The organism is Streptomyces sp. NBC_01476, assembly GCF_036227265.1.
GTDB lineage: Bacteria > Actinomycetota > Actinomycetes > Streptomycetales > Streptomycetaceae > Actinacidiphila.
The window spans coordinates 4215790-4234412 of the sequence record NZ_CP109446.1; the positions used below are offsets into that span (position 1 = coordinate 4215790).

The window sequence follows — 18623 nt, forward strand, 5'->3', positions numbered from 1 at the left end:
GGGACAATGGACCCATGGAGATGCCGAGGAATGAACGGTCACCGGAGAACGCGCACGACCCGCAGAGCTCGAAGAATCCGCAGGTCCTGGTCGTAGGGCCGGATGGGATGGCCCTCGGCGGGGATCCCAAGGACGGTGAGGGTCACGAGTCGCGCGAGATCCCGGTGACGGAGATGGTCGAGCAGCCGGCGAAGGTGATGCGCATTGGCAGCATGATCAAGCAGCTCCTGGAGGAAGTGCGCGCGGCTCCTCTCGATGAGGCGAGCCGGGTGCGGCTGAAGGAGATCCACGCCAGTTCCGTCAAGGAGCTGGAGGCCGGGCTGGCGCCGGAGTTGGTGGAGGAACTGGAGCGGCTTTCGCTGCCCTTCACCGAGGAGAGCGTGCCCAGCGAGGCCGAGTTGCGCATCGCCCAGGCACAGCTGGTGGGCTGGCTCGAGGGCCTGTTCCACGGTATTCAGACCGCGCTCTTCGCCCAGCAGATGGCCGCTCGCGCCCAGTTGGAGCAGATGCGCCGGGCGCTGCCGCCCGGTGTGCTGCCGCACGACGAGGAGCAGGAGCAGCAGGCCCGCTCCGGCCCGTACCTGTAACCAGCCTCTTTCCCGAATTCCTGATTCCTGAGTTTTTTGAGTTCCCGCACACCCGAAGATCCGAGGACCCGAATACCCGATACCCGAAGACCCGAAGACCCGGATTCCCGGACACCTACGGACAACGACAGCGGCGGGCGGCACCTGATTCGGGTGCCGCCCGCCGCTGTCGCGCCAGGCCGCGGACCGGCGGGAACGCTCAGCTCGCGCCCTTGCCCGTGGAGACCCAGATGGTGATCTTGCCGTCGGTCTTCGGGTTGTAGTCGTCCAGGTACTTCGGGTCCTGGCTGGTGACGGTGCCCTCGCCCCACTGCTGCTCGTCCACGTACTTGGTGGTGTAGGTCCAGCCCGCGGCCTGGATGCAGGCGACGACCGAGTCCACGTAGATCGAGGTGAAGTCGGGCATCGTCACGACGTCGGGGTCGTTCGGGTTGATCAGGTCGTTGTGCGCGTCCCGGCACTTGTCCTGGTCGATGGTGCGGCTCTGGTCGCCCTTGACGATGCTGTCCGCGCCCGTGGTGGTGGTCGGGGTGGTGCTGGTCACCGTTGCAGGAGCGGAGCTGGTGCCGCCGTTGCCGCCCGCGTTGTCGTCGGAGCCGCTGCCGTTCATGGCGACGATGAGGACGACGATCACCGCGATGGCGATCACCGCGACGGACCCGCCGATGATCGCGGGCAGCCGGTTCGGCCGCCCGCCGGACCCGCCAGGCCCGCCCGCCGGGCGCTGCTGCGGAAGCGGTACGGGCGCCGGCGCCATGCCGTACGCCGGATTGGGCGGGGGCGGCGGGGTGCCCTGCCCCAGGCCCTGCCCCGGCTGGGGGTAGCCGTAGGCCGAGGGCGGCGTCTGCGGACCGTACGGCGTCCCGGCGCTGGGCGCGTACGGGGTCTGGATCTGCTGCTGCGGCGTCTGCAGCGGCCCCTGGGCGGCGGGGAAGACCGAGTTGGCCACGCCCTCGCCCCGGCCGGTGGGGGGAGCGGTGGCGCCGGAGACCAGCGGCATGGTGTCGCGGGCGGTGGCCGAAAGCACCCGCTGCGTCTCGTCCTGCATGGTCTCCGCGCTCGGGAAGCGCTCGGCCGGATTCTTCCGCAGTGACCGCGCCACCAGGGCGTCCACCGCCGGGCTGAGCGCCCGGTTGACGGAGGACGGCGCCGGCGGGGTCTCCTGCACATGCTGGTAGGCCATCGCCAGCGGCGAGTCCGCGTCGAACGGCAGCCGCCCGGTGAGGAGCTCGAAGAGCATGCAGCCGACCGAGTACAGGTCGGACCGCTCGTCGACGCCGCGGCCCAGCGCCTGCTCGGGCGAGAGGTACTGCGGGGTGCCGACGACCATGCCGGTCTGCGTCATCGAGGTGACACCGGACTGCATGGCCCGGGCGATGCCGAAGTCCATGACCTTGACCACACCGCGCCGGGTGATCATCACATTGCCCGGCTTGATGTCCCGGTGCACCAGCCCCATCTCGTGGCTGACCGCCAGTGCCGCCAGCACATCGCCGGTGATCTTCAGCGCCTTGTCGGCCGGCATCGCGCCGTGCTGGGCGATGTCGGCGGCCAGCACATCACCGAGCGGCTGCCCCTCGACGTACTCCATGACGATGTACGGGACGTGCTGCCCGTCGATCACGTCCTCGCCGGAGTCGAAGACCGAGACGATGTTGGTGTGGTTGAGTTTGGCGACGGACTGGGCCTCGCGGCGGAAGCGCTCACGGAACGACGGCTCGTTGCCGAGGTTGGTGTGGAGGGTCTTGACGGCGACCGGCCGGTCAAGGACGGTGTCATGTGCCAGGTGCACGGACGCCATCCCGCCCTGTCCCAGCAGCTCGCGCAGCACGTACCGCCCGCCGCCGACCGAGCGCCCCGTGTACTCGCCGCCCTGCGTGGCGTCCCCGCTCATCAGTACCGCTACCCCCTGGAAGACCTTCCGGGACAGACTCGTCCCCGACCTTGCCCGGCCAAGTCTGTCCGATCGGACCGGCACGTCAAGTTCGTTGACCATCTCGTCACCAGACGCAGACGGTCCGCGTACCCGGCCGTGAAGGGCCCGGCCGGCCCCGGCCGACCCGCTGGACGAAGAGATTCGGGTCCTCGAAAAGCGGTACGGTTGCGCACCAGAGGCATGGTTGCCGACCGACCGATGGACGAACGACGGCGAGGACTGATGGTCGACCGGAACGAGACGCCCGCCGGCGTCGGAGCGTCGGAAAGCTCCGGCCAGTGGGGCGTCGGCTCCCTGGTGGGCGACGGCCGTTACCGGCTGAGCGGCAAGCTCGGCCGCGGCGGGATGGCCGAGGTCTTCGCCGCCGAGGACGTACGGCTCGGCCGGACCGTGGCGGTGAAGCTGCTGCGCACGGACCTCGCCGAGGACCCGGTGTCCAAGGCCCGCTTCACCCGTGAGGCGCAGGCCGTCGCCGGGCTGAATCACCACGCCGTGGTCGCGGTCTACGACTCCGGTGAGGACCGCACCCCCACCGGCACCGTCCCCTACATCGTGATGGAACTGGTCGAGGGCCACACCATCAAGGACCTGCTCAACGGTCCGACCCCGCCGCCGGTCGACCAGGCGCTGCTGATCGTCTCCGGGGTGCTGGACGCTCTCGCGTACAGCCACCAGCACGGCATCGTGCACCGCGACATCAAGCCCGCCAACGTGATCATCACCTCGGCCGGTCAGGTCAAGGTGATGGACTTCGGCATCGCGCGGGCGCTGCACGGCGCCGCGAGCACGATGACGCAGACCGGCATGGTCATGGGCACCCCGCAGTACCTCTCGCCCGAGCAGGCGCTCGGCAAGACCGTGGACCACCGCAGCGATCTGTACGCCACCGGCTGCCTGCTCTACGAACTGCTCACGCTGCGGCCGCCGTTCACCGGCGAGACGCCGCTCTCCGTGGTGTACCAGCACGTCCAGGACCAGGCCCAGATCCCCTCCCAGGTCAACGACCGGGTGCCGCCCGAGCTGGACGGCCTGGTGATGCGGGCACTGGCGAAGCAGCCGGAGGACCGCTTCCAGAGCGCCGAGGAGATGCGCGGGGTCCTCGCCTACGCCCACCAGGCGCTCACCGAGCAGGGCGGCTGGAGCGGCGGACGCTGGAGCACCGGCGCGGTCACCGCGGTCGCGCCAGGACCGGGCGGCACCGCGCCCACCGTCGTCGCGCAGGCCGGCCCGGGTGGCTACCCGGGCTCCGGCCACACCGCGGAACTCGGCCTGCCGCTGCTGGCCGGCGTCGGCGGTGTCGGTGGCCCCGACGACGTGCACGGCTATGGCGCGCCGCCGCCGCCGAAGAACGGCGGCAACCGCTGGCTGAAACCGGCGCTCTTCGGTGTGGTCGCGGTGGTGATCATCGTGCTGGGCGTCTTCTTCGCCACCGGCGGCAACGGCGGCGGGGCCTCGCCCTCTCACACCACCGCACCGGTGACCACCCAGCCGACCGACCAGCCCACCGACACCCCGTCGGACGAGCCGACCGGCAGCGGCGAGGTCAGCACCGGGCCGACCCGGACGGACACCGGCGCCCCGACCGAGACGACCACCACGACGCCGCCGCCGACCACCGCCACGACCACGCCGCCGCCGACGACGCCGACCACGAAGCCGCCGACCACACCCCCGACGACGCCGCCGACCACGCCGCCCACCACCCCGCCGACGACGCCCCCCACGACGGAGCCGGGCAGCGACCCGACCGGCGGCAGCGGCGGCGACGGTCACAACGGCTGAACCGCCACCGTCACCCGGTGAAAGCCTCCAGCACCGCCTCGTACTCCTCGGTCCACCACACCGCGAGCGCCGACGCGGCCGGGAAGAGCGGGTCGGAGCGCTGGTCGCGCCGCTGGTAGCGCCAGTGCAGCATCCAGAAGTCGTTGAGCCGTTCCCACCACACCCGGTGGACGGCCGCGGCCACCTCCGCGGCGCCGACGCGCGCCCCGCGCCGGTACGACCGGGCGTAGCCGCGGACCTTGCGCAGGTCGAGCCGGCCGGTGACCGGGTGGACGAAGAAGATCGCCGCGGCCCGTACCGCCTCCTCCGCGCGCGGCTGTACGCCGAGCCGGTCCCAGTCCACGATGGCGGCCGGTTCGTCGCCGCGGTAGAGCAGGTTGAGCGGGTGGAAGTCACCGTGCACCCAGCCGCTGACCTGCCCTTCCGCGTCCGGCGGGCGCCGGTGGGCGTACTGCCGCAGCAGCGCCCTGCGCTCCAGCAGCCGGTGTTCCGCGAGCGCGTCGAAGGCGTCGTACGGGCGGTGGCCGCGGACCAGCGCGAGCAGCTGGTCGATGTGCGCGTGGGTACGGTCCGGGTCGGCGCTGGGGTGCCGGCCGGCGGGGGGCGGCGGCTGGATGCGGGCGAGACCGCTGTGGACCCGGCCGAGCAGCGCGCCGAGGCGGCGGGACTGGGCCGGGCTGAGTTCGGTGCCCTCGCGGTGGCGGCCGTCGACCCAGGGGAAGAGGGCGTAGCCGGCGCCGCCGGCCAGTGCCACGGTGTTGCCGCGGGAGTCCTGCAGCGGGGCGGCGATGGGCAGGCCCAGCCGGGCGAGCCGCAGGGTGGCGTGGTGCTGGCGCGCGATGACGCCGGGGTCCGCGGTGTCCGCTGCGATGTACTGCTTGAGGAAGAACCGACCTGCCGTGGTGGTCAGCCGCCACCCCCGGTTGAGCAGTCCCCGGGGGACCGGTTCGCAGGTGAGCGGGGTTCCCGCGTCCTCGTATGGGCGCAGCACATCCGTCAGCGGTGGCGGCGCCGGTGCCGTGCCCGTCACGCGCCACAGCGTAGATCAACTCGGGGGTCCGCCCCGGCGGAGTGGCGCCGGGCGCCCAGGACCTGCTAAGGCGGTGAACCCGCCAAAGCGCCCGGGAGGCGGTGAAAACGCCCGCGGGGGCCGCCTGACCTGGGACGCTGCCCGGGGCACCGGGGTGACACGCTCAAACAAGCCGCCGAGCCGCCGAGCCGCCAGGCCACCAAGCGCCCGCCGCCCTAAGGCACCCGCTTGCCGCCGCCCTGCATCCGCTCCCCGTACACCGCGGCCTGTGTCCGCCGCTCCATGCCCAGCTTCGCCAGCAGCGACGACACGTACTTCCTGACCTTCTTCTCGGCCAGGCGCATCCGCTCGCCGATCTGCCGGTTGGTCAGCCCTTCCCCGATCAGGTCCAGGATCCGCTGCTCCTGCTGCGTCAGCTCGGCGTGCTCGCCGGGGCTCTCCGCGGACCGCGTCCCGCCGTCCCGCAGCCGGTCCAGCACCTTGCCGGTGGCGCCGGGGTCGAGCAGCGACTTCCCCGCGGCCACTTCCTTGACCGCCGTGACCAGGTCGTCGCCGCTGATCACCTTGAGCACGTATCCGGACGCGCCGGCCATGACCGCGTCAAAGAGCGCCTCGTCGTCGGCGAAGGACGTCAGCATCAGGCACTTCACCGAGGGGTCGTGGGACCGGATCTCCCGGCACACCTCGACCTCCGAGCCGTCCGGCAGCCGTACGTCGAGGACCGCCACATCGGGGTGGGCGCCGGAAATGCGGGTCATCGCCTCGGCCGCGTCGGCGGCCTCCCCGACCACGTCGATGTCGTGCTCGGTGGCCAGCAGTTCATGGACGCCCCGGCGCACCACTTCATGGTCGTCGAGAAGGAAAACTCGGATATTTCCGTCTTCACGCACATGTCCAGCTTCCCACCGTCACGATCTTCGTGCCTCCCGCGGACCGGACCGGCGCCCCCAGGCGCCCCCAGGCGCCCTGCGGCACCCCGCGGCACCACCCAGGACCCCTCGGCGTCCCGCGACATCCCGAGACCTTCCGACAGGGTCCTGAGACCTCTTACGCGCTTCCGGCATCCGGGATACCGTGCGATTGACCCGGTGGCCTGCGGGAACGCCGTCTACACCCCTGATTACTAGGAAATCAAAGCAAAACCGCAGGTCGGACGGCTTCGCGCGATTGCCGGAGTTCTAGGTAACGTCTGTAGTCGCAGGCCATTCGCCGGGGCATCAATACGCCTGGCTCGGTACTGCCGCACACACCCCGTGCGTCATGTCGGACCAGGTGAGCCGCACTGGCTTCCCGGCAGACCCCGGGGGCCGGACAGACGGAGGAGCGAACGTGAGCGTGAAGAGCACTGCCGCGCGGAGGCCGACCCGCGGCGGCGCGAAGCGCCGTGGGGACGAGCCTGAGCTCGTACAGCTGCTGACCCCCGGGGGCGAGCGCGTCGAGCACAGCGAGTACTCCATCGACCTGACGCCGGAAGAGCTGCGTGGCCTGTACCGCGACATGGTGCTGACCCGCCGGTTCGACGCCGAGGCGATCACCCTGCAGCGGCAGGGCGAGCTGGGGCTGTGGGCCTCGCTGCTGGGCCAGGAGGCCGCCCAGATCGGTTCCGGGCGGGCCACCCGCCCGGACGACTACATCTTCCCGACCTACCGTGAGCACGGTGTGGCCTGGACCCGCGACGTCGACCCGCTGAATCTGCTGGGGATGTTCCGCGGTGTGAACAACGGCGGCTGGGACCCCAACGAGAACAACTTCCAGCTCTACACCATCGTCATCGGCTCCCAGACGCTGCACGCCGCCGGGTACGCGATGGGCATCGCCAAGGACGGCGCGGACGCCGCGGTCATCGCGTACTTCGGTGACGGCGCCTCCAGTCAGGGCGACGTGGCCGAGGCGTTCACCTTCGCCGCGGTCTACAACGCGCCGGTGGTGTTCTTCTGCCAGAACAACCAGTGGGCGATCTCCGAGCCGACCGAGAAGCAGTCCCGGGTGCCGATCTACCAGCGGGCGGCCGGCTACGGCTTCCCCGGCGTCCGGGTCGACGGCAACGACGTGCTGGCGGTGCTCGCGGTGACCCGGGCGGCCCTCGAACACGCCCGCAGCGGCCAGGGCCCGATGCTGGTGGAGGCGTTCACCTACCGGATGGGCGCGCACACCACCACCGACGACCCGACCCGCTACCGCTCCACCGACGAGACCGACGAGTGGGCGTCCAAGGACCCCATCTCCCGGCTGCGCACGTACCTGGAGAAGCAGGGCCTGACCGACGAGGACTTCTACGCGGGTCTGGAGAGCGAGTCCGACGCGCTCGCCAAGCGGGTCAGGGACGGTGTACGGAGCATGCCGAACCCCGACACGATGGCCATCTTCGACCACGCCTACGCCGACGGGCACGCGCTCGTCGACGAGGAGCGCGCCCAGTTCGCGCGGTACCTCGCCTCTTTCGATGACGGCAACGGCGCCGGGACCTCCGGGAAGGGGCACTGACATGAGCGAGACGTCCACCCAGATGGCCATGTCGAAGGCCCTCAACGAATCGCTGCGCAAGGCGCTGGAGAACGACCCGAAGGTCCTCATCATGGGCGAGGACGTCGGCAAGCTCGGCGGCGTCTTCCGGATCACCGACGGCCTCTACAAGGACTTCGGCGAGGACCGGGTGATCGACACCCCGCTGGCCGAGTCCGGCATCGTCGGCACCGCCATCGGACTGGCGCTGCGCGGCTACCGCCCGGTGGTGGAGATCCAGTTCGACGGCTTCGTCTTCCCTGCCTACGACCAGATCGTCACCCAGCTGGCCAAGATGCACGCCCGGGCGCTCGGCAAGATCAAGCTGCCCGTCGTCATCCGGATCCCGTACGGCGGCGGCATCGGCGCGGTCGAGCACCACAGTGAGTCGCCGGAGACGCTCTTCGCGCATGTCGCCGGGCTGAAGGTGGTCTCGCCGGCGAATCCGTCGGACGCGTACTGGATGCTCCAGCAGGCGATCGAGTGCGACGACCCGGTGATCTTCTTCGAGCCGAAGCGGCGCTACTGGGACAAGGGCCAGGTCGATGTCCAGGCGGTCCCCGGCGACCTGCACAAGGCGGTCGTGGTCAAGCCCGGCAGCGACCTGACGCTGGCCGCCTACGGGCCGATGGTGAAGGTCTGCCTTGAGGCCGCCGCCGCTGCCGCCAACGAGGGACGCGACCTGGAGGTGCTCGACCTGCGGTCGCTCTCGCCGATCGACTTCGACACCATCCAGACGTCGGTGGAGAAGACCGGCCGGCTGGTCGTGGTGCACGAGGCGCCGGTGTTCTACGGTGCCGGTGCGGAGATCGCCGCCCGGATCACCGAGCGGTCCTTCTACCACCTGGAGGCGCCGGTGCTACGGGTGGGCGGTTTCCACGCGCCGTACCCGCCGGCCCGCCTGGAGGACGAGTACCTGCCGGGCCTGGACCGCGTACTCGACTCCGTCGACCGCGCGCTCGCGTTCTGAGGAGAGGGTTGTGACAACCATGACCGCACGGTCGCAGCGGTTTCTCGAATTCAGGATGCCGGACGTCGGTGAGGGGCTGACCGAGGCGGAGATCCTCAAGTGGTACGTCGGCGTCGGTGACGCGGTGACCGACGGGCAGGTGATCTGCGAGGTGGAGACGGCGAAGGCGGCTGTCGAACTGCCCATCCCGTACGACGGGGTGGTCAGCGAGATCCGCTTCGGCGAGGGGACGACGGTGGACGTCGGGACGGCGATCATCGTCGTCGACGCGGGTGACAGCGGGAGTGACGGGGGTCCCGGGGAGTCCGGTGACGCGGGCAGTGCCGGTGACGCCGCTCCGGCTGCTGCTGCCGGCACCGCCGCGCCCGCCGCCCCGGCTCCGGCGCAGGCCGCGCCCGCCGCTCCCGCCGCCAAGCGGGAGGCGGTGCTGGTCGGTTACGGCGTCGCGCCGTCGTCCACCACCCGGCGGCCCCGCAAGCCGCAGTCCGGGTCCGGGTCCGGGTCCGGGGAGCACGGGACGGTGCCCGGACAGGCGGACCGCCTCAACGGGCACACCGCGCCCGCGCCGCCCTCCGAGCCGGCTCCCGCGCCCGCCTCCGGGCTGCTGGTGGAGCGCCCGCTCGCCAAGCCCCCGGTGCGCAAGCTCGCCAAGGACCTCGGCATCGATCTGGCGACGGTGGTGCCGACCGGCCAGAACGGCGAGGTGACGCGCGAGGACATCCGTGCCGCCGCCACCCCGCCCGGTCTGCTGCCCAGCACCGAGCAGCCGGTGGCTGCCCCCGGGACCGCCGAGCGGGAGACCCGGGTGCCGATCAAGGGCGTCCGCAAGGCCACCGCGCAGGCGATGGTGGCCAGCGCCTTCACGGCGCCGCACGTCACGGAGTTCGTGACGTTCGACATCACCCGGACGATGAAGCTGGTCCAGGAGCTCAAGGAGGACCGGGCCTTCGCGGGCCTCAAGGTCAGCCCGCTGCTGCTGGTCGCCAAGGCGCTGCTGACCGCCATCCGGCGCAACCCGGAGGTGAACGCGGCCTGGGACGAGGAGCGGCAGGAGATCGTCCTCAAGTCGTACGTCAACCTCGGCATCGCGGCGGCGACCCCGCGCGGCCTGATCGTCCCCAACATCAAGGACGCCCAGGCCAAGACGCTGCCGGAGCTGGCCGCGGCGCTCGGTGAGCTGGTCGCGACGGCCCGCGAGGGCAGGACGTCGCCGGTCACCATGCAGGGTGGTACCGTCACCATCACCAATGTCGGCGTCTTCGGCATCGACACCGGGACGCCGATCCTCAACCCCGGCGAGTCCGCGATCCTCGCCTTCGGCGCGGTGAAGCTCCAGCCGTGGGTGCACAAGGGCAAGGTGAAGGCGCGGCACGTCACGACGCTGGCGCTCTCCTTCGACCACCGGCTCGTCGACGGCGAGCTGGGCTCGAAGGTGCTGGCGGATGTGGCCGCGATCCTGGAGCAGCCGAAACGGCTGATCACCTGGGCGTGACACGCAAGGGGGGTCCGGTCGTACAAACGTCCGGACCCTCCGTCGTGCGCGTTACGCGGCTTTACGGTGGGGTTTGTGCTGCCATCGCCGTATGGTCGTCTCTGTCTCCGTCGTCCTGCTGCTGCTCGCCCTCTGCGCGCTGCTGATGCGTAACCGTTCCCTCAAACCGAGCCACGCCGTGGTCTGTGTGCTGCTCGGATTCCTGCTGGCCTCCAGCAGTGTGGCGCCCACCATCCAGTCGACGCTGACGTCCGCCGCAGGCCTGGTCAGCACGTTGCGGCCGTGATGCGGGCGGGCGCGGGCGCGGACGCGAACGGGGCGTCCGGGGTTGCCGCGGCACCGTATCGAGTCGTAATCGTCGCCCGCGGGGCTGACCACGGGGGCCTCCGGCAGCGCATACTGGTCCTACGATGACGAAACCAGCCGCGCCCCGACGCCACCTCCCCACGAGCCCCTTCGCTGTCCCGGTCGCCCCGCCGGTCAAGGAATTCGAGCTGGGGGACCGTGTCTCCCACGACCGTTACGGCCTGGGCAGGATTGTCGGGGTCGAGGACGGGATCGCCATGCTCGTCGACTTCGGCGGCGAGCGCCAGACCCGGGTGGTCAGCCCGTACTCCGGAATGAACAAGCTCTGACCTGGTAAGCCGCTTCACCGGTGCCCCGGCGGTGCCCCGGCGGTCCGGCGCGCTGCGCCGCCGGGCCGCTGCCGGATCGGGCGTGGACCGCCGCGGGCCGGGTTGCGACACTTTCTTCATGAGTCGCCGTGCCCGCTGGGGCGAATACGTTGCCACTGTGGCGTCCGGGGTGCTGAGCCTGCTGGGACTGCGGAAGTCCGGTGCGGCCGCGCAGGCCGCCCCGTCCTCGTCCGTGCCGTCGGCCCCGCTCCCCCTCGCCGAGGCCGAACAGCTCTCCTTGCGCCTGCTGCGGCAGGTCATGGAGTACGAGCAGACCCTCTTCGGCCGCGCCCGGCGCGCCGGCAAGGACGAGCGGGCGCTGGCCCGCGCCCGGGCCTATCACCTGGCCGGCCATGACGACCTCCCGGAGACCGTCCGCCTCCCCGCCGCCGACGCCCTCGCCGCCCTCGACCACGGCGACCGCACCGCCGCCGCCCAAGCGGTAGCCCTCCTCTCCACCGCCGTCCGCACCCAGTCCCACCGCCCGTGACCCCACCCGCCGGCCCGCCCCGGGTGGGGTCAGTGTCCGGATGACGGGATGGGGTGTGTGCGGGATGCATGTTGTATCTATGATGTGCGCATCATGAACGCCATTGCCGCGCCCAAGTCGCCGCCTGCCGCCGAGCGGGTCTATTCGCATGTCAAGTCCGGTGTGCTGGACCGGAGTTACGAGGGAGGCACGCTGCTGACCGAAGGCGATCTCGCCGAGGCGGTAGGGGTGTCGCGGACGCCGGTGCGGGAGGCGCTGCTGCGGCTGGAGGCGGAGGGGCTGATCAAGCTCTATCCGAAGAAGGGCGCGCTGGTGCTGCCGGTCTCCGCACAGGAGATCGCCGACGTGGTGGAGACCCGGCTGCTCGTCGAGCAGCACGCCGTCGCCAAGGTGGTCGGCGCGGTGCCCGCCCGGCTGATCGAACGGCTGGAGAAGTCACTCGCCGAACAGCGCGGACACGCCGCCACCGGCGACCTCGCCGCCTTCGCCGCCGCCGACCGCGGCTTCCACGCCGAGATCGTCCGCGCGGCCGGCAACCGTATCCTCGCCCACCTCTACGACCAGCTGCGCGACCGGCAGTTGCGGATGGGCGTGGCCACCATGCACGCCGAACCCAGCCGCGTCGCCAAGAACCTCGCCGAGCACACCGAGATCCTCCAGGCGCTGCGGGCCGGCGAGGCGCGCACCGCCGCCGACCTCGTCGACCGGCACGTGTCCTGGGTGAACACCCTCGCCCGGGGCGAATCGTGACCGCCGCCGCCGAGAAGCCGCCGGGCAACAGGGCACTCCCCGGCGACCCACCCGGCGGCGACCGCGCCGTCTTCGTCTGGGGCGTCGGCACCCTCGTCTACTTCGTGGCGGTCGTCCACCGCACCAGCCTGGGCGTGGCCGGCATCGACGCCGCCGCCCGCTTCCACATCGGCGCCTCCGCGCTGTCGACCTTCTCCATCCTCCAGGTCCTCGTCTACGCGGGCATGCAGATACCGGTCGGCCTGATGGTGGACCGGCTCGGCACCAAGAAGGTGCTGATGCTCGGCGCGGTGCTCTTCACCGCCGGGCAGGGCGCCTTCGCGCTGTCCCACTCCTACGGCATGGCGCTCGGCGCCCGCGCCGTGCTGGGCTGCGGCGACGCCATGACCTTCGTCGCCGTCCTGCGGCTCGGCTCCCGCTGGTTCCCCAGCCGCCGCGGACCGATGATCGCCCAGGGCACCGCGCTCTTCGGCGTGGCGGGCAACCTCATCTCGACGGTGCTGCTCTCCCGGCTGCTGCACTCGGCCGGCTGGACCCCGACCTTCCTCGGCACCGCGATCGGCGGCGCCTTCGTCCTCGTGCTGGTCGCCCTCTTCCTCAAGGACCACCCGGAGGGGTACGTCCCCGCGCCCACCGATCACGCGGCCCACGCCGGCTTCGGCTACGTACGCCGGCAGATCGCGGACGCCTGGCGGGAGCCCGGCACCCGGCTCGGCATGTGGACGCACTTCACCACGCAGTTCTCCGGGATGGTCTTCCTGCTGCTGTGGGGGCTGCCCTATCTGGTCGAGGACCAGGGGCTCTCCCGTGGCGCGGCCGGCGGGATGCTCACCCTGGTGGTGGTCGCCAACATGGTCTTCGGCCTGCTCTTCGGCCAGTTGATCGCCCGTCACCACGGCCTGCGGATGCCGCTGACCCTCGGGGTGATCGTCACCACCGCCGCCGCGTGGGCGCTGACGCTGAGCTGGCCCGGCGGCCAGGACCCGCTCTGGGTGCTGATCCTGCTCTGCGTGGTGCTCGGCGCCTGCGGCCCCGGCTCCATGATCGGCTTCGACTTCGCCCGCCCGGCCAACCCGCCCGAGCGCTTCGGCACCGCCTCCGGCATCGTCAACATCGGCGGCTTCACCGCGTCGGTGCTGGCCCTCTTCGCGATCGGCGTCCTGCTCGACGCGACCGGCGACAACTACCGCATCGCCTGGAGCAGCCTCTTCGTCCTCCAGGCCGTCGGCACCACCCAGATCCTCCGGCTGCACCGCACCGCCGGCCGGCTGGAGCGCGAACGGATCGCGGTCAGCCGGGTGGAGAGCGTGCACCTGACGGCGCCGGCCCGGGTCAGCGACTAGGCACGATCAGCTCCGGCCCGGATCAGCGACCAGGCCGGATCAGCTCCGGCTCGGATCAGCGACCAGGTCGGATCGGCGACCGGGTCAGATCAGCGGGGTGAACTCCACCGGCAGCGCCAGAGGCCCCCGCATCCAGACCGAGGGGCGCCAGGAGATGTCCTCCGCCGGACGCGAAAGGTGCACGTCAGGCAGCCGGTCGAGCAGCACCTCCACGGCCGCGGTCGCGATGAGTTCAGCGAGTTCGGGGGCCGGGGCCGGGCAGCGGTGCTCGCCGTGGCTGAAGGAGAGATGCGCCTGGTTGCCGACGGCCGCGGCCGTCCCGCGGCCCGAGGTCCTGGCGGGCACGACCGGGCAGACCTGCGGATCGGTGTTCGCGGCGGCCAGGCCCAGCACCAGCAGGTCACCGGCCCTGATGTGCCGGCCGGCCAGCTGCGTGTCGCGGGTGGCCCAGCGGCCGATGAAGTTCTGCGTCGGCGTGTCCATCCACAGCACCTCGGTGAGCGCCTGCCCGACGCTGCGCCGCCCGCCCGAGAGCGACACCGCGAACCGGTCGTCGGTGAGCATCAGCCGCAGCGTGTTCCCTATCCAGTTGGCGGTCGGCTGCTGACCGGTGGCCATGACCGCGATCAGGTCCTGGACGATCTCCTCGTCGGTCAGCCGGGCCCGGTGCGCCAGCAGCCGGGACGGCAGGTCGCCGGCGGGCCGCCGCCGGCTCCGCTCCCGCAGCAGCTCCATGTGGCCGTGGATCCGGCCGTACGCCAGGGCCGCGTCGGGCCGGTCCTCCAGCACGGCCGCGGTGTCCTGTTCCAGCTCGGCCGTCTCGTCCGGGCGCAGCCCGAAGAGCCCGGCCAGCACCCGCAGCGGCACCTGCCGGGCGTACTCCGCCATCAGCTCGGCCCGCCCGGCGCCCGCGAAGGAGTCCACCGCCAGGTCGGCGGCCCGCTCCGCCTCGTACCGCAGCTCGAACTGGTCGACGCCGGCCAGCACTTCGGCGATCGCCCCGGCCCGGCGCCGGTGCTCGGCGCCCTCGGTGAAGAGCACCGACGCGTTGTGCGCCACAAAGGGCAGCAGCGGCCAGTCGCGCGGCACCCGGTCCCAGGAGTGCCAGCGCCGTGAATCGCGCCCGAAGAGGTCCGGGTTGCCGGTGACGTAGTGCACCTCGCGGTAGCCGAGCACCAGCCAGGCCGGCAGGTCCGCGTCCAGCAGCACCGGCGCGACCGCTCCGTGCACCCGGCGCAGCATCGCGTAGAGCCCGGCCGGGTCCCGCATGAAGGCCGGCGAGTGGAGCCGGACCGGTGCGGCGTCCGGGTGCAGCGGCACCGCCGGGTCCAGCTCCGGGGGGATGCGTCCTGCCGCCGTGCTGGGCTGCGGCGGCGGCACCCCGGGCCGGGCGGCGGCCGGGTACGGGCCCTGCGGCGGGTGCACCGGCACGCCGGGGTACGGGGTCGGCGGCCCGCCCGGGTGCGGGTAGGGGCCGGTGTCCGGCTCGGCCGGCGCGGCCGGCTCCGGGGCCACCGGGATGGCCCAGGTCCCCTGCGGCTCCAGCGGAGCGTCCGGTACGGATCCCTGGTAGGACGTCACGGGTTCGGCTCCCAGGAAGAGGCGGAGTGGTTGAGCAGATGGTCGACCAGGGTGATCAGCACCCGCTTGGCCGAGGCCCGCCGCCGCGCGTCGCAGTCGATCAGCGGGATGCCCGGCGGCAGCGACAGCGCCTCGCGCAGCTCCGCCAGGGAGTGCTGCGGCGGGCCGAAGTTGTTGCGGGCCACGATGAACGGCAGCCCGTGGTGTTCCAGGCGGTCGATGGCGTACCAGGAGTCGGCGATCCGCCGGGTGTCCACCAGCACCACCGCGCCCAGCGTGCCGGAGAAGAGCCGCTCCCACAGGAACCAGAACCGCTCCTGGCCGGGCGCGCCGAAGAGATAGAGCACCATCTCGTCGTCGAGCGTGATCCGGCCGAAGTCGAAGGCGACCGTGGTGCTCTGCTTCGCGCCGAGTCCCGACGGGTCGTCGATGCCGACCCCGGCCCGGCTCATCGTCTCCTCGGTGCTCAGCGGCCGGATCTCGCTGACCGCGCCCACCAGCGTGGTCTTGCCGACGCCGAAGCCGCCGACGATGGCGATCTTCAGGCCGTCGCTGGCGGTCTCGCGCAGCGGCGGGCCGCCCGACTCGTCCCACTGCGGGGACTCGAAGGACTCAGAGGTTCTGGAGGGCACGCAGCACCTTCTTCAGCGTCTCCGGCGGCGGCACCCGGTCGCCCCCGGGAAGTGCGCTCCGCGGGTGCCGGGCGCTGATCCGGCCCGCGTCCCGCAGATCGCCCAGCAGGATCTTCACCACCGTGATCGGCAGCCCGAGGTGCGCGGCCACCTCCACCACGGCGGTCGGGTTGCGGCACAGCCGCAGAATCCGTACGTGCTCTGACTGCATGCCGAGCGCCGGTTCGCTCTCCGTGACCACGATCGTCACCAGGTCGAACGGCGACTCGTCGGCCCGGCTGCGACCGCCGGTGACGGTGTAGAGCCGGTCAGGTTCGCCGCTGTCGACCGGCCCGCGACTCATGCCCGCCGCTTCCCGAGCGTGCCGTCGGGGAGATCGGTACGGGCGCCGGTGCGCGGGTCCTCACGCAGCCGGTTGCCCATCTGCTCGACCAGCTCGTTCATGTGGTGGCCTATGACGCCGGCGTCCGCGTACTCCTCGCCGATGACGGCCAGATGGGCGCCCTCGCCCGCCTCCACGATGAACAGGATGCCGCCGTGGAACTCGGTCATCGACTGCCGCACCCCGCCGCTGCCGTCGCCGAACTCGATCGAGGCGCCGTGCGCGAGGGACTGGATGCCGGAGGCTATCGCGGCCAGCTGGTCGGCCCGGTCGATGGAAAGCCCGGACGACAGGCACAACTTGAGGCCGTCCCTGGACAGCACCAGTGCGTGCCGGGCGCCGGGCGTCTTCGCCAGCAGCGTCTCCAGCAGCCAGTCCAGGCCCCCGTGGTCGGTGGTGGTCATCTGCCGCTGTCCCCTCCGGGCGCCGGTCCGGTCGGCACGGAGCCGCCCGTGCCCCCGTCCTCCCCGCCGTATTCGCCGGTGATCGTGCCGCCGCCCTGCCTGCCGTACCCGGTGAACCCGACGCTGTCGCCTGCCGGGTACTCCTCGTCGGCGAAGGTGTCGGCGTCGGTCAGATAGTCGGTGGCGGCGGTGTAGCCGCTCTCGGCGGGATAGGGGCGGCTGCTGAAAGTCGTGGTGAAAGGGCTCTCACGGGGTGCGGGCGGGCTCGGCTGCGGGGCCTGCGCGCCCGTGCCGGTACGCCCGTCCGGTGCCTTGCGGCCGGAAGCCGCGTCCCGGAAGGCGCTGAACCTGGCGCCCGCCCCGGCCCGGGAGCGGGCCGTCCTGGCCGCCTCCTCCGGGGACGGGTCGAGGAAGGCCGCCGCCGGGTCGGCGGTGAGATCGCCGTGGTGCGCCGCGGCCAGCGTCTGGCCGCGGGCCCGCTTGGGCAGCGGTACGGCGGGCGCGCCGTGGGGGTGCGCGGGGGAGTAGTCGTGCCCTGGCAAGCCGTCGCTCTCGAACTGCGGGGCGTAACTCCCCTCCTCCGCCGGGTAGTCGGCGCCCTGCTCGGCCGGCGAGAGGGTGAGGATCTTCGGCGGGATCAGCACCACCACGCCCGTGCCGCCCCGCGAGGAGGGCCGGTAGGAGATCAGCAGCCCGTGCTTGCGGGCCAGGCAGCCCACCACCGCGAGGCCGAGCCGGGTGCCGGACAGCGCGCGTAGATCCAGGTCGCCGGTGACCAGCTTCTCCGCTCTGGCGAGCGTGGCGTCCGGCATCACCAGGCCGGCGTCCTCGATGGTGACGACCACGCCGGAGTGCGTCTCCTGGACGTAGACGTGCACTTCCTCGGTCGGCGGCGAGAAGTTGCAGGCGTTGTCCATGAGTTCGGCCAGCGCGTGCATGACGCCCTCGGCCGCGTAACCGGCCACCGCCGCCGTACTGGTGGAGTGCAGCCGCACCCGCTGGTAGGCGCCGATGCGGCCCATCGCACCGCGCAGCACGCTCTCCATCACGATCGGCTTCGTCCAGCGCCGCCCGGAGCGCGACCCGGTGAGCACGGCAACGCTGTCAGCCAGCCGTCCGGCCTGTGCGGTGCAGTGGTCGAGGTGCAGCAGGTCGCCCAGCACGTCCTCGCCGAGCCGGTCCTCCATGTCCCGCAGGTCCGCCAGCATGCTGGTGGTCAGCGCCTGCAGCCGGGACGCGGCGCTCGCGCACGCGGCCATCCCGGCCGCCCGCATCCGCTCGCTGCCGGCGATCTCCTGGACCAGCACGCCCAGCAGCCGCTGGTGCGCGGCGCCGCTGGGCTGCGGCAGCCGGGAGAGCACGGTGTCCGCGGAGCCGCCGGCCCGCAGCCGGTCCACCGCCAGCGGGATCGTCACCTCGGCCAGCCGGGCCGTCTCGCCCTCCAGCGCCGCCGACTTGGTGGTCTCCACTTTCAGCGCGGCGCGTAAGGACAGCTGCGCCTCGGCGGCCGTCCTGCGCTGCACCTCGGTGGCCCGTGCGGCGCGCTGTGCGGCCTCCAGGTCGATCGCGGCGAGCCGGGCGGCCTCGGCGTACCGCTCGGCCTCCCGGTCCGCCTCCGCCCGTAACTCCGCGGTCCGCAGCCGCAGTTCGCGGGCGAGCCGGCGACGGGAGAAGAGCTGCGCCAGCACGGTGCCGAGCAGCAGTGCACCCAGCCCGCCGGTCGCGGTGACGACCGGGCGGTCCGCGACGGTCGCGCGGGACGCCGCCCAGACACATGCAGCGCCCGCCGCGGCGACCACGGCGAGCGGGAGGACGACGGCCCAGGCGGACCGCGGTGGGCGCCGGCCGGGAACGGAAGAAGGCGATAACGGCGAAGTCTGGGCTGACATCAATCGGTACCTCATGGCGGGAGGCCGACAACCCACCGCCGTGCCGGGGACGTTGACGTACGAGCAGTTCGGGTGCGTGGTATTGCGCCACACACTACTCGCCCAACTCAGCCTTCTCGGGCAGAACGCCGGTCTTTCGTCGCCAGACCGTCACCGGATCATCACAGCTCGTGCCAACC

Annotated in this window: 18 protein-coding genes; 10 read left to right on the forward strand and 8 right to left on the reverse strand. The window is 72.1% G+C overall.

What is annotated here, in order from left to right:
* The first annotated feature begins 14 nt into the window (after positions 1–14).
* Complete coding sequence (locus OG552_RS18425) at positions 15–587, forward strand: bacterial proteasome activator family protein (protein WP_329134255.1); 573 nt, start codon at positions 15–17, stop codon at positions 585–587.
* Between the two features lie 199 nt (positions 588–786).
* On the opposite strand, the gene OG552_RS18430 is transcribed toward OG552_RS18425, so the two are convergent.
* Positions 787–2481, reverse strand: a complete 1695-nt coding sequence (locus tag OG552_RS18430; RefSeq protein WP_329134257.1) for a Stk1 family PASTA domain-containing Ser/Thr kinase — start codon at positions 2479–2481, stop codon at positions 787–789.
* Between the two features lie 264 nt (positions 2482–2745).
* Between OG552_RS18430 and OG552_RS18435 the strand changes: the two genes are divergently transcribed.
* Entirely contained in the window at positions 2746–4305 is a 1560-nt protein-coding gene (locus tag OG552_RS18435; RefSeq protein WP_329134259.1) for a protein kinase domain-containing protein, read from the forward strand.
* Between the two features lie 10 nt (positions 4306–4315).
* On the opposite strand, the gene OG552_RS18440 is transcribed toward OG552_RS18435, so the two are convergent.
* Together OG552_RS18440 and OG552_RS18445 are read right to left on the reverse strand one after the other, a co-directional pair.
* Positions 4316–5335, reverse strand: a complete 1020-nt coding sequence (locus tag OG552_RS18440; RefSeq protein WP_329134261.1) for a phosphotransferase — start codon at positions 5333–5335, stop codon at positions 4316–4318.
* A gap of 215 nt (positions 5336–5550) precedes the next feature.
* Entirely contained in the window at positions 5551–6225 is a 675-nt protein-coding gene (locus OG552_RS18445; protein ID WP_329134263.1) for a response regulator transcription factor, read from the reverse strand.
* Positions 6226–6664: 439 nt separating this feature from the next.
* On the opposite strand from OG552_RS18445, the gene pdhA reads away from it, so the two are divergent.
* The 8 genes from pdhA (at position 6665) to OG552_RS18485 (ending at position 13556) form a co-directional block, all read left to right on the forward strand.
* The gene (gene pdhA, locus OG552_RS18450) at positions 6665–7819 is read left to right on the forward strand and encodes a pyruvate dehydrogenase (acetyl-transferring) E1 component subunit alpha (RefSeq protein WP_329134264.1); all 1155 of its coding nucleotides are present in this window, start codon (positions 6665–6667) and stop codon (positions 7817–7819) included.
* Between the two features lies 1 nt (position 7820).
* A complete protein-coding gene (locus OG552_RS18455) occupies positions 7821–8807 on the forward strand; it encodes an alpha-ketoacid dehydrogenase subunit beta (protein WP_329134266.1) in 987 nt (328 codons plus the stop codon).
* A 19-nt stretch (positions 8808–8826) separates the two neighbouring features.
* Positions 8827–10299, forward strand: a complete 1473-nt coding sequence (locus tag OG552_RS18460; RefSeq protein ID WP_329140928.1) for a dihydrolipoamide acetyltransferase family protein — start codon at positions 8827–8829, stop codon at positions 10297–10299.
* 91 nt (positions 10300–10390) lie between these two features.
* On the forward strand, positions 10391–10585 hold the full coding sequence (locus OG552_RS18465; RefSeq protein WP_329134268.1) for a hypothetical protein: 195 nt from the start codon (positions 10391–10393) through the stop codon (positions 10583–10585).
* Positions 10586–10709: 124 nt separating this feature from the next.
* Entirely contained in the window at positions 10710–10934 is a 225-nt protein-coding gene (locus OG552_RS18470; protein ID WP_329134270.1) for a hypothetical protein, read from the forward strand.
* A 118-nt stretch (positions 10935–11052) separates the two neighbouring features.
* Entirely contained in the window at positions 11053–11463 is a 411-nt protein-coding gene (locus OG552_RS18475) for a hypothetical protein (protein ID WP_329134272.1), read from the forward strand.
* A 93-nt stretch (positions 11464–11556) separates the two neighbouring features.
* Positions 11557–12213 carry a GntR family transcriptional regulator gene (locus OG552_RS18480; RefSeq protein ID WP_329134274.1) on the forward strand — a complete coding sequence of 219 codons (657 nt, stop codon included), beginning with the start codon at positions 11557–11559 and terminating at the stop codon, positions 12211–12213.
* A complete protein-coding gene (locus OG552_RS18485; protein WP_329134276.1) occupies positions 12210–13556 on the forward strand; it encodes an MFS transporter in 1347 nt (448 codons plus the stop codon). Before OG552_RS18480 ends, OG552_RS18485 begins: the two co-directional genes overlap by 4 nt.
* 84 nt (positions 13557–13640) lie before the next feature.
* Here the strand turns inward: OG552_RS18485 and OG552_RS18490 are convergent, their stop codons facing one another.
* From OG552_RS18490 to OG552_RS18510, 5 genes are all read right to left on the reverse strand, one after another.
* On the reverse strand, positions 13641–14900 hold the full coding sequence (locus tag OG552_RS18490; protein ID WP_443071175.1) for a cytochrome P450: 1260 nt from the start codon (positions 14898–14900) through the stop codon (positions 13641–13643).
* Positions 14901–15133: 233 nt separating this feature from the next.
* Positions 15134–15769, reverse strand: a complete 636-nt coding sequence (locus OG552_RS18495; protein ID WP_443070971.1) for a GTP-binding protein — start codon at positions 15767–15769, stop codon at positions 15134–15136.
* Complete coding sequence (locus OG552_RS18500; protein WP_329134279.1) at positions 15750–16112, reverse strand: DUF742 domain-containing protein; 363 nt, start codon at positions 16110–16112, stop codon at positions 15750–15752. Before OG552_RS18500 ends, OG552_RS18495 begins: the two co-directional genes overlap by 20 nt.
* Positions 16109–16555, reverse strand: a complete 447-nt coding sequence (locus OG552_RS18505; protein WP_329134281.1) for a roadblock/LC7 domain-containing protein — start codon at positions 16553–16555, stop codon at positions 16109–16111. The genes OG552_RS18500 and OG552_RS18505 overlap by 4 nt, the downstream gene beginning before the upstream one ends.
* On the reverse strand, positions 16552–18444 hold the full coding sequence (locus OG552_RS18510; RefSeq protein WP_329134283.1) for a sensor histidine kinase: 1893 nt from the start codon (positions 18442–18444) through the stop codon (positions 16552–16554). Before OG552_RS18510 ends, OG552_RS18505 begins: the two co-directional genes overlap by 4 nt.
* Positions 18445–18623: the final 179 nt, after the last annotated feature.

Coding starts and splice junctions, on each gene's coding strand:
- OG552_RS18425 (WP_329134255.1), top strand. CDS start 15: ATGGAGATGCCGAGGAATGAACGGTCACCGGAGAACGCGCACGACCCG.
- OG552_RS18430 (WP_329134257.1), bottom strand. CDS start 2,481: ATGAGCGGGGACGCCACGCAGGGCGGCGAGTACACGGGGCGCTCGGTC.
- OG552_RS18435 (WP_329134259.1), top strand. CDS start 2,746: ATGGTCGACCGGAACGAGACGCCCGCCGGCGTCGGAGCGTCGGAAAGC.
- OG552_RS18455 (WP_329134266.1), top strand. CDS start 7,821: ATGAGCGAGACGTCCACCCAGATGGCCATGTCGAAGGCCCTCAACGAA.
- OG552_RS18460 (WP_329140928.1), top strand. CDS start 8,827: ATGACCGCACGGTCGCAGCGGTTTCTCGAATTCAGGATGCCGGACGTC.
- OG552_RS18465 (WP_329134268.1), top strand. CDS start 10,391: ATGGTCGTCTCTGTCTCCGTCGTCCTGCTGCTGCTCGCCCTCTGCGCG.
- OG552_RS18470 (WP_329134270.1), top strand. CDS start 10,710: ATGACGAAACCAGCCGCGCCCCGACGCCACCTCCCCACGAGCCCCTTC.
- OG552_RS18475 (WP_329134272.1), top strand. CDS start 11,053: ATGAGTCGCCGTGCCCGCTGGGGCGAATACGTTGCCACTGTGGCGTCC.
- OG552_RS18480 (WP_329134274.1), top strand. CDS start 11,557: ATGAACGCCATTGCCGCGCCCAAGTCGCCGCCTGCCGCCGAGCGGGTC.
- OG552_RS18500 (WP_329134279.1), bottom strand. CDS start 16,112: ATGAGTCGCGGGCCGGTCGACAGCGGCGAACCTGACCGGCTCTACACC.
- OG552_RS18505 (WP_329134281.1), bottom strand. CDS start 16,555: ATGACCACCACCGACCACGGGGGCCTGGACTGGCTGCTGGAGACGCTG.
- OG552_RS18510 (WP_329134283.1), bottom strand. CDS start 18,444: ATGTCAGCCCAGACTTCGCCGTTATCGCCTTCTTCCGTTCCCGGCCGG.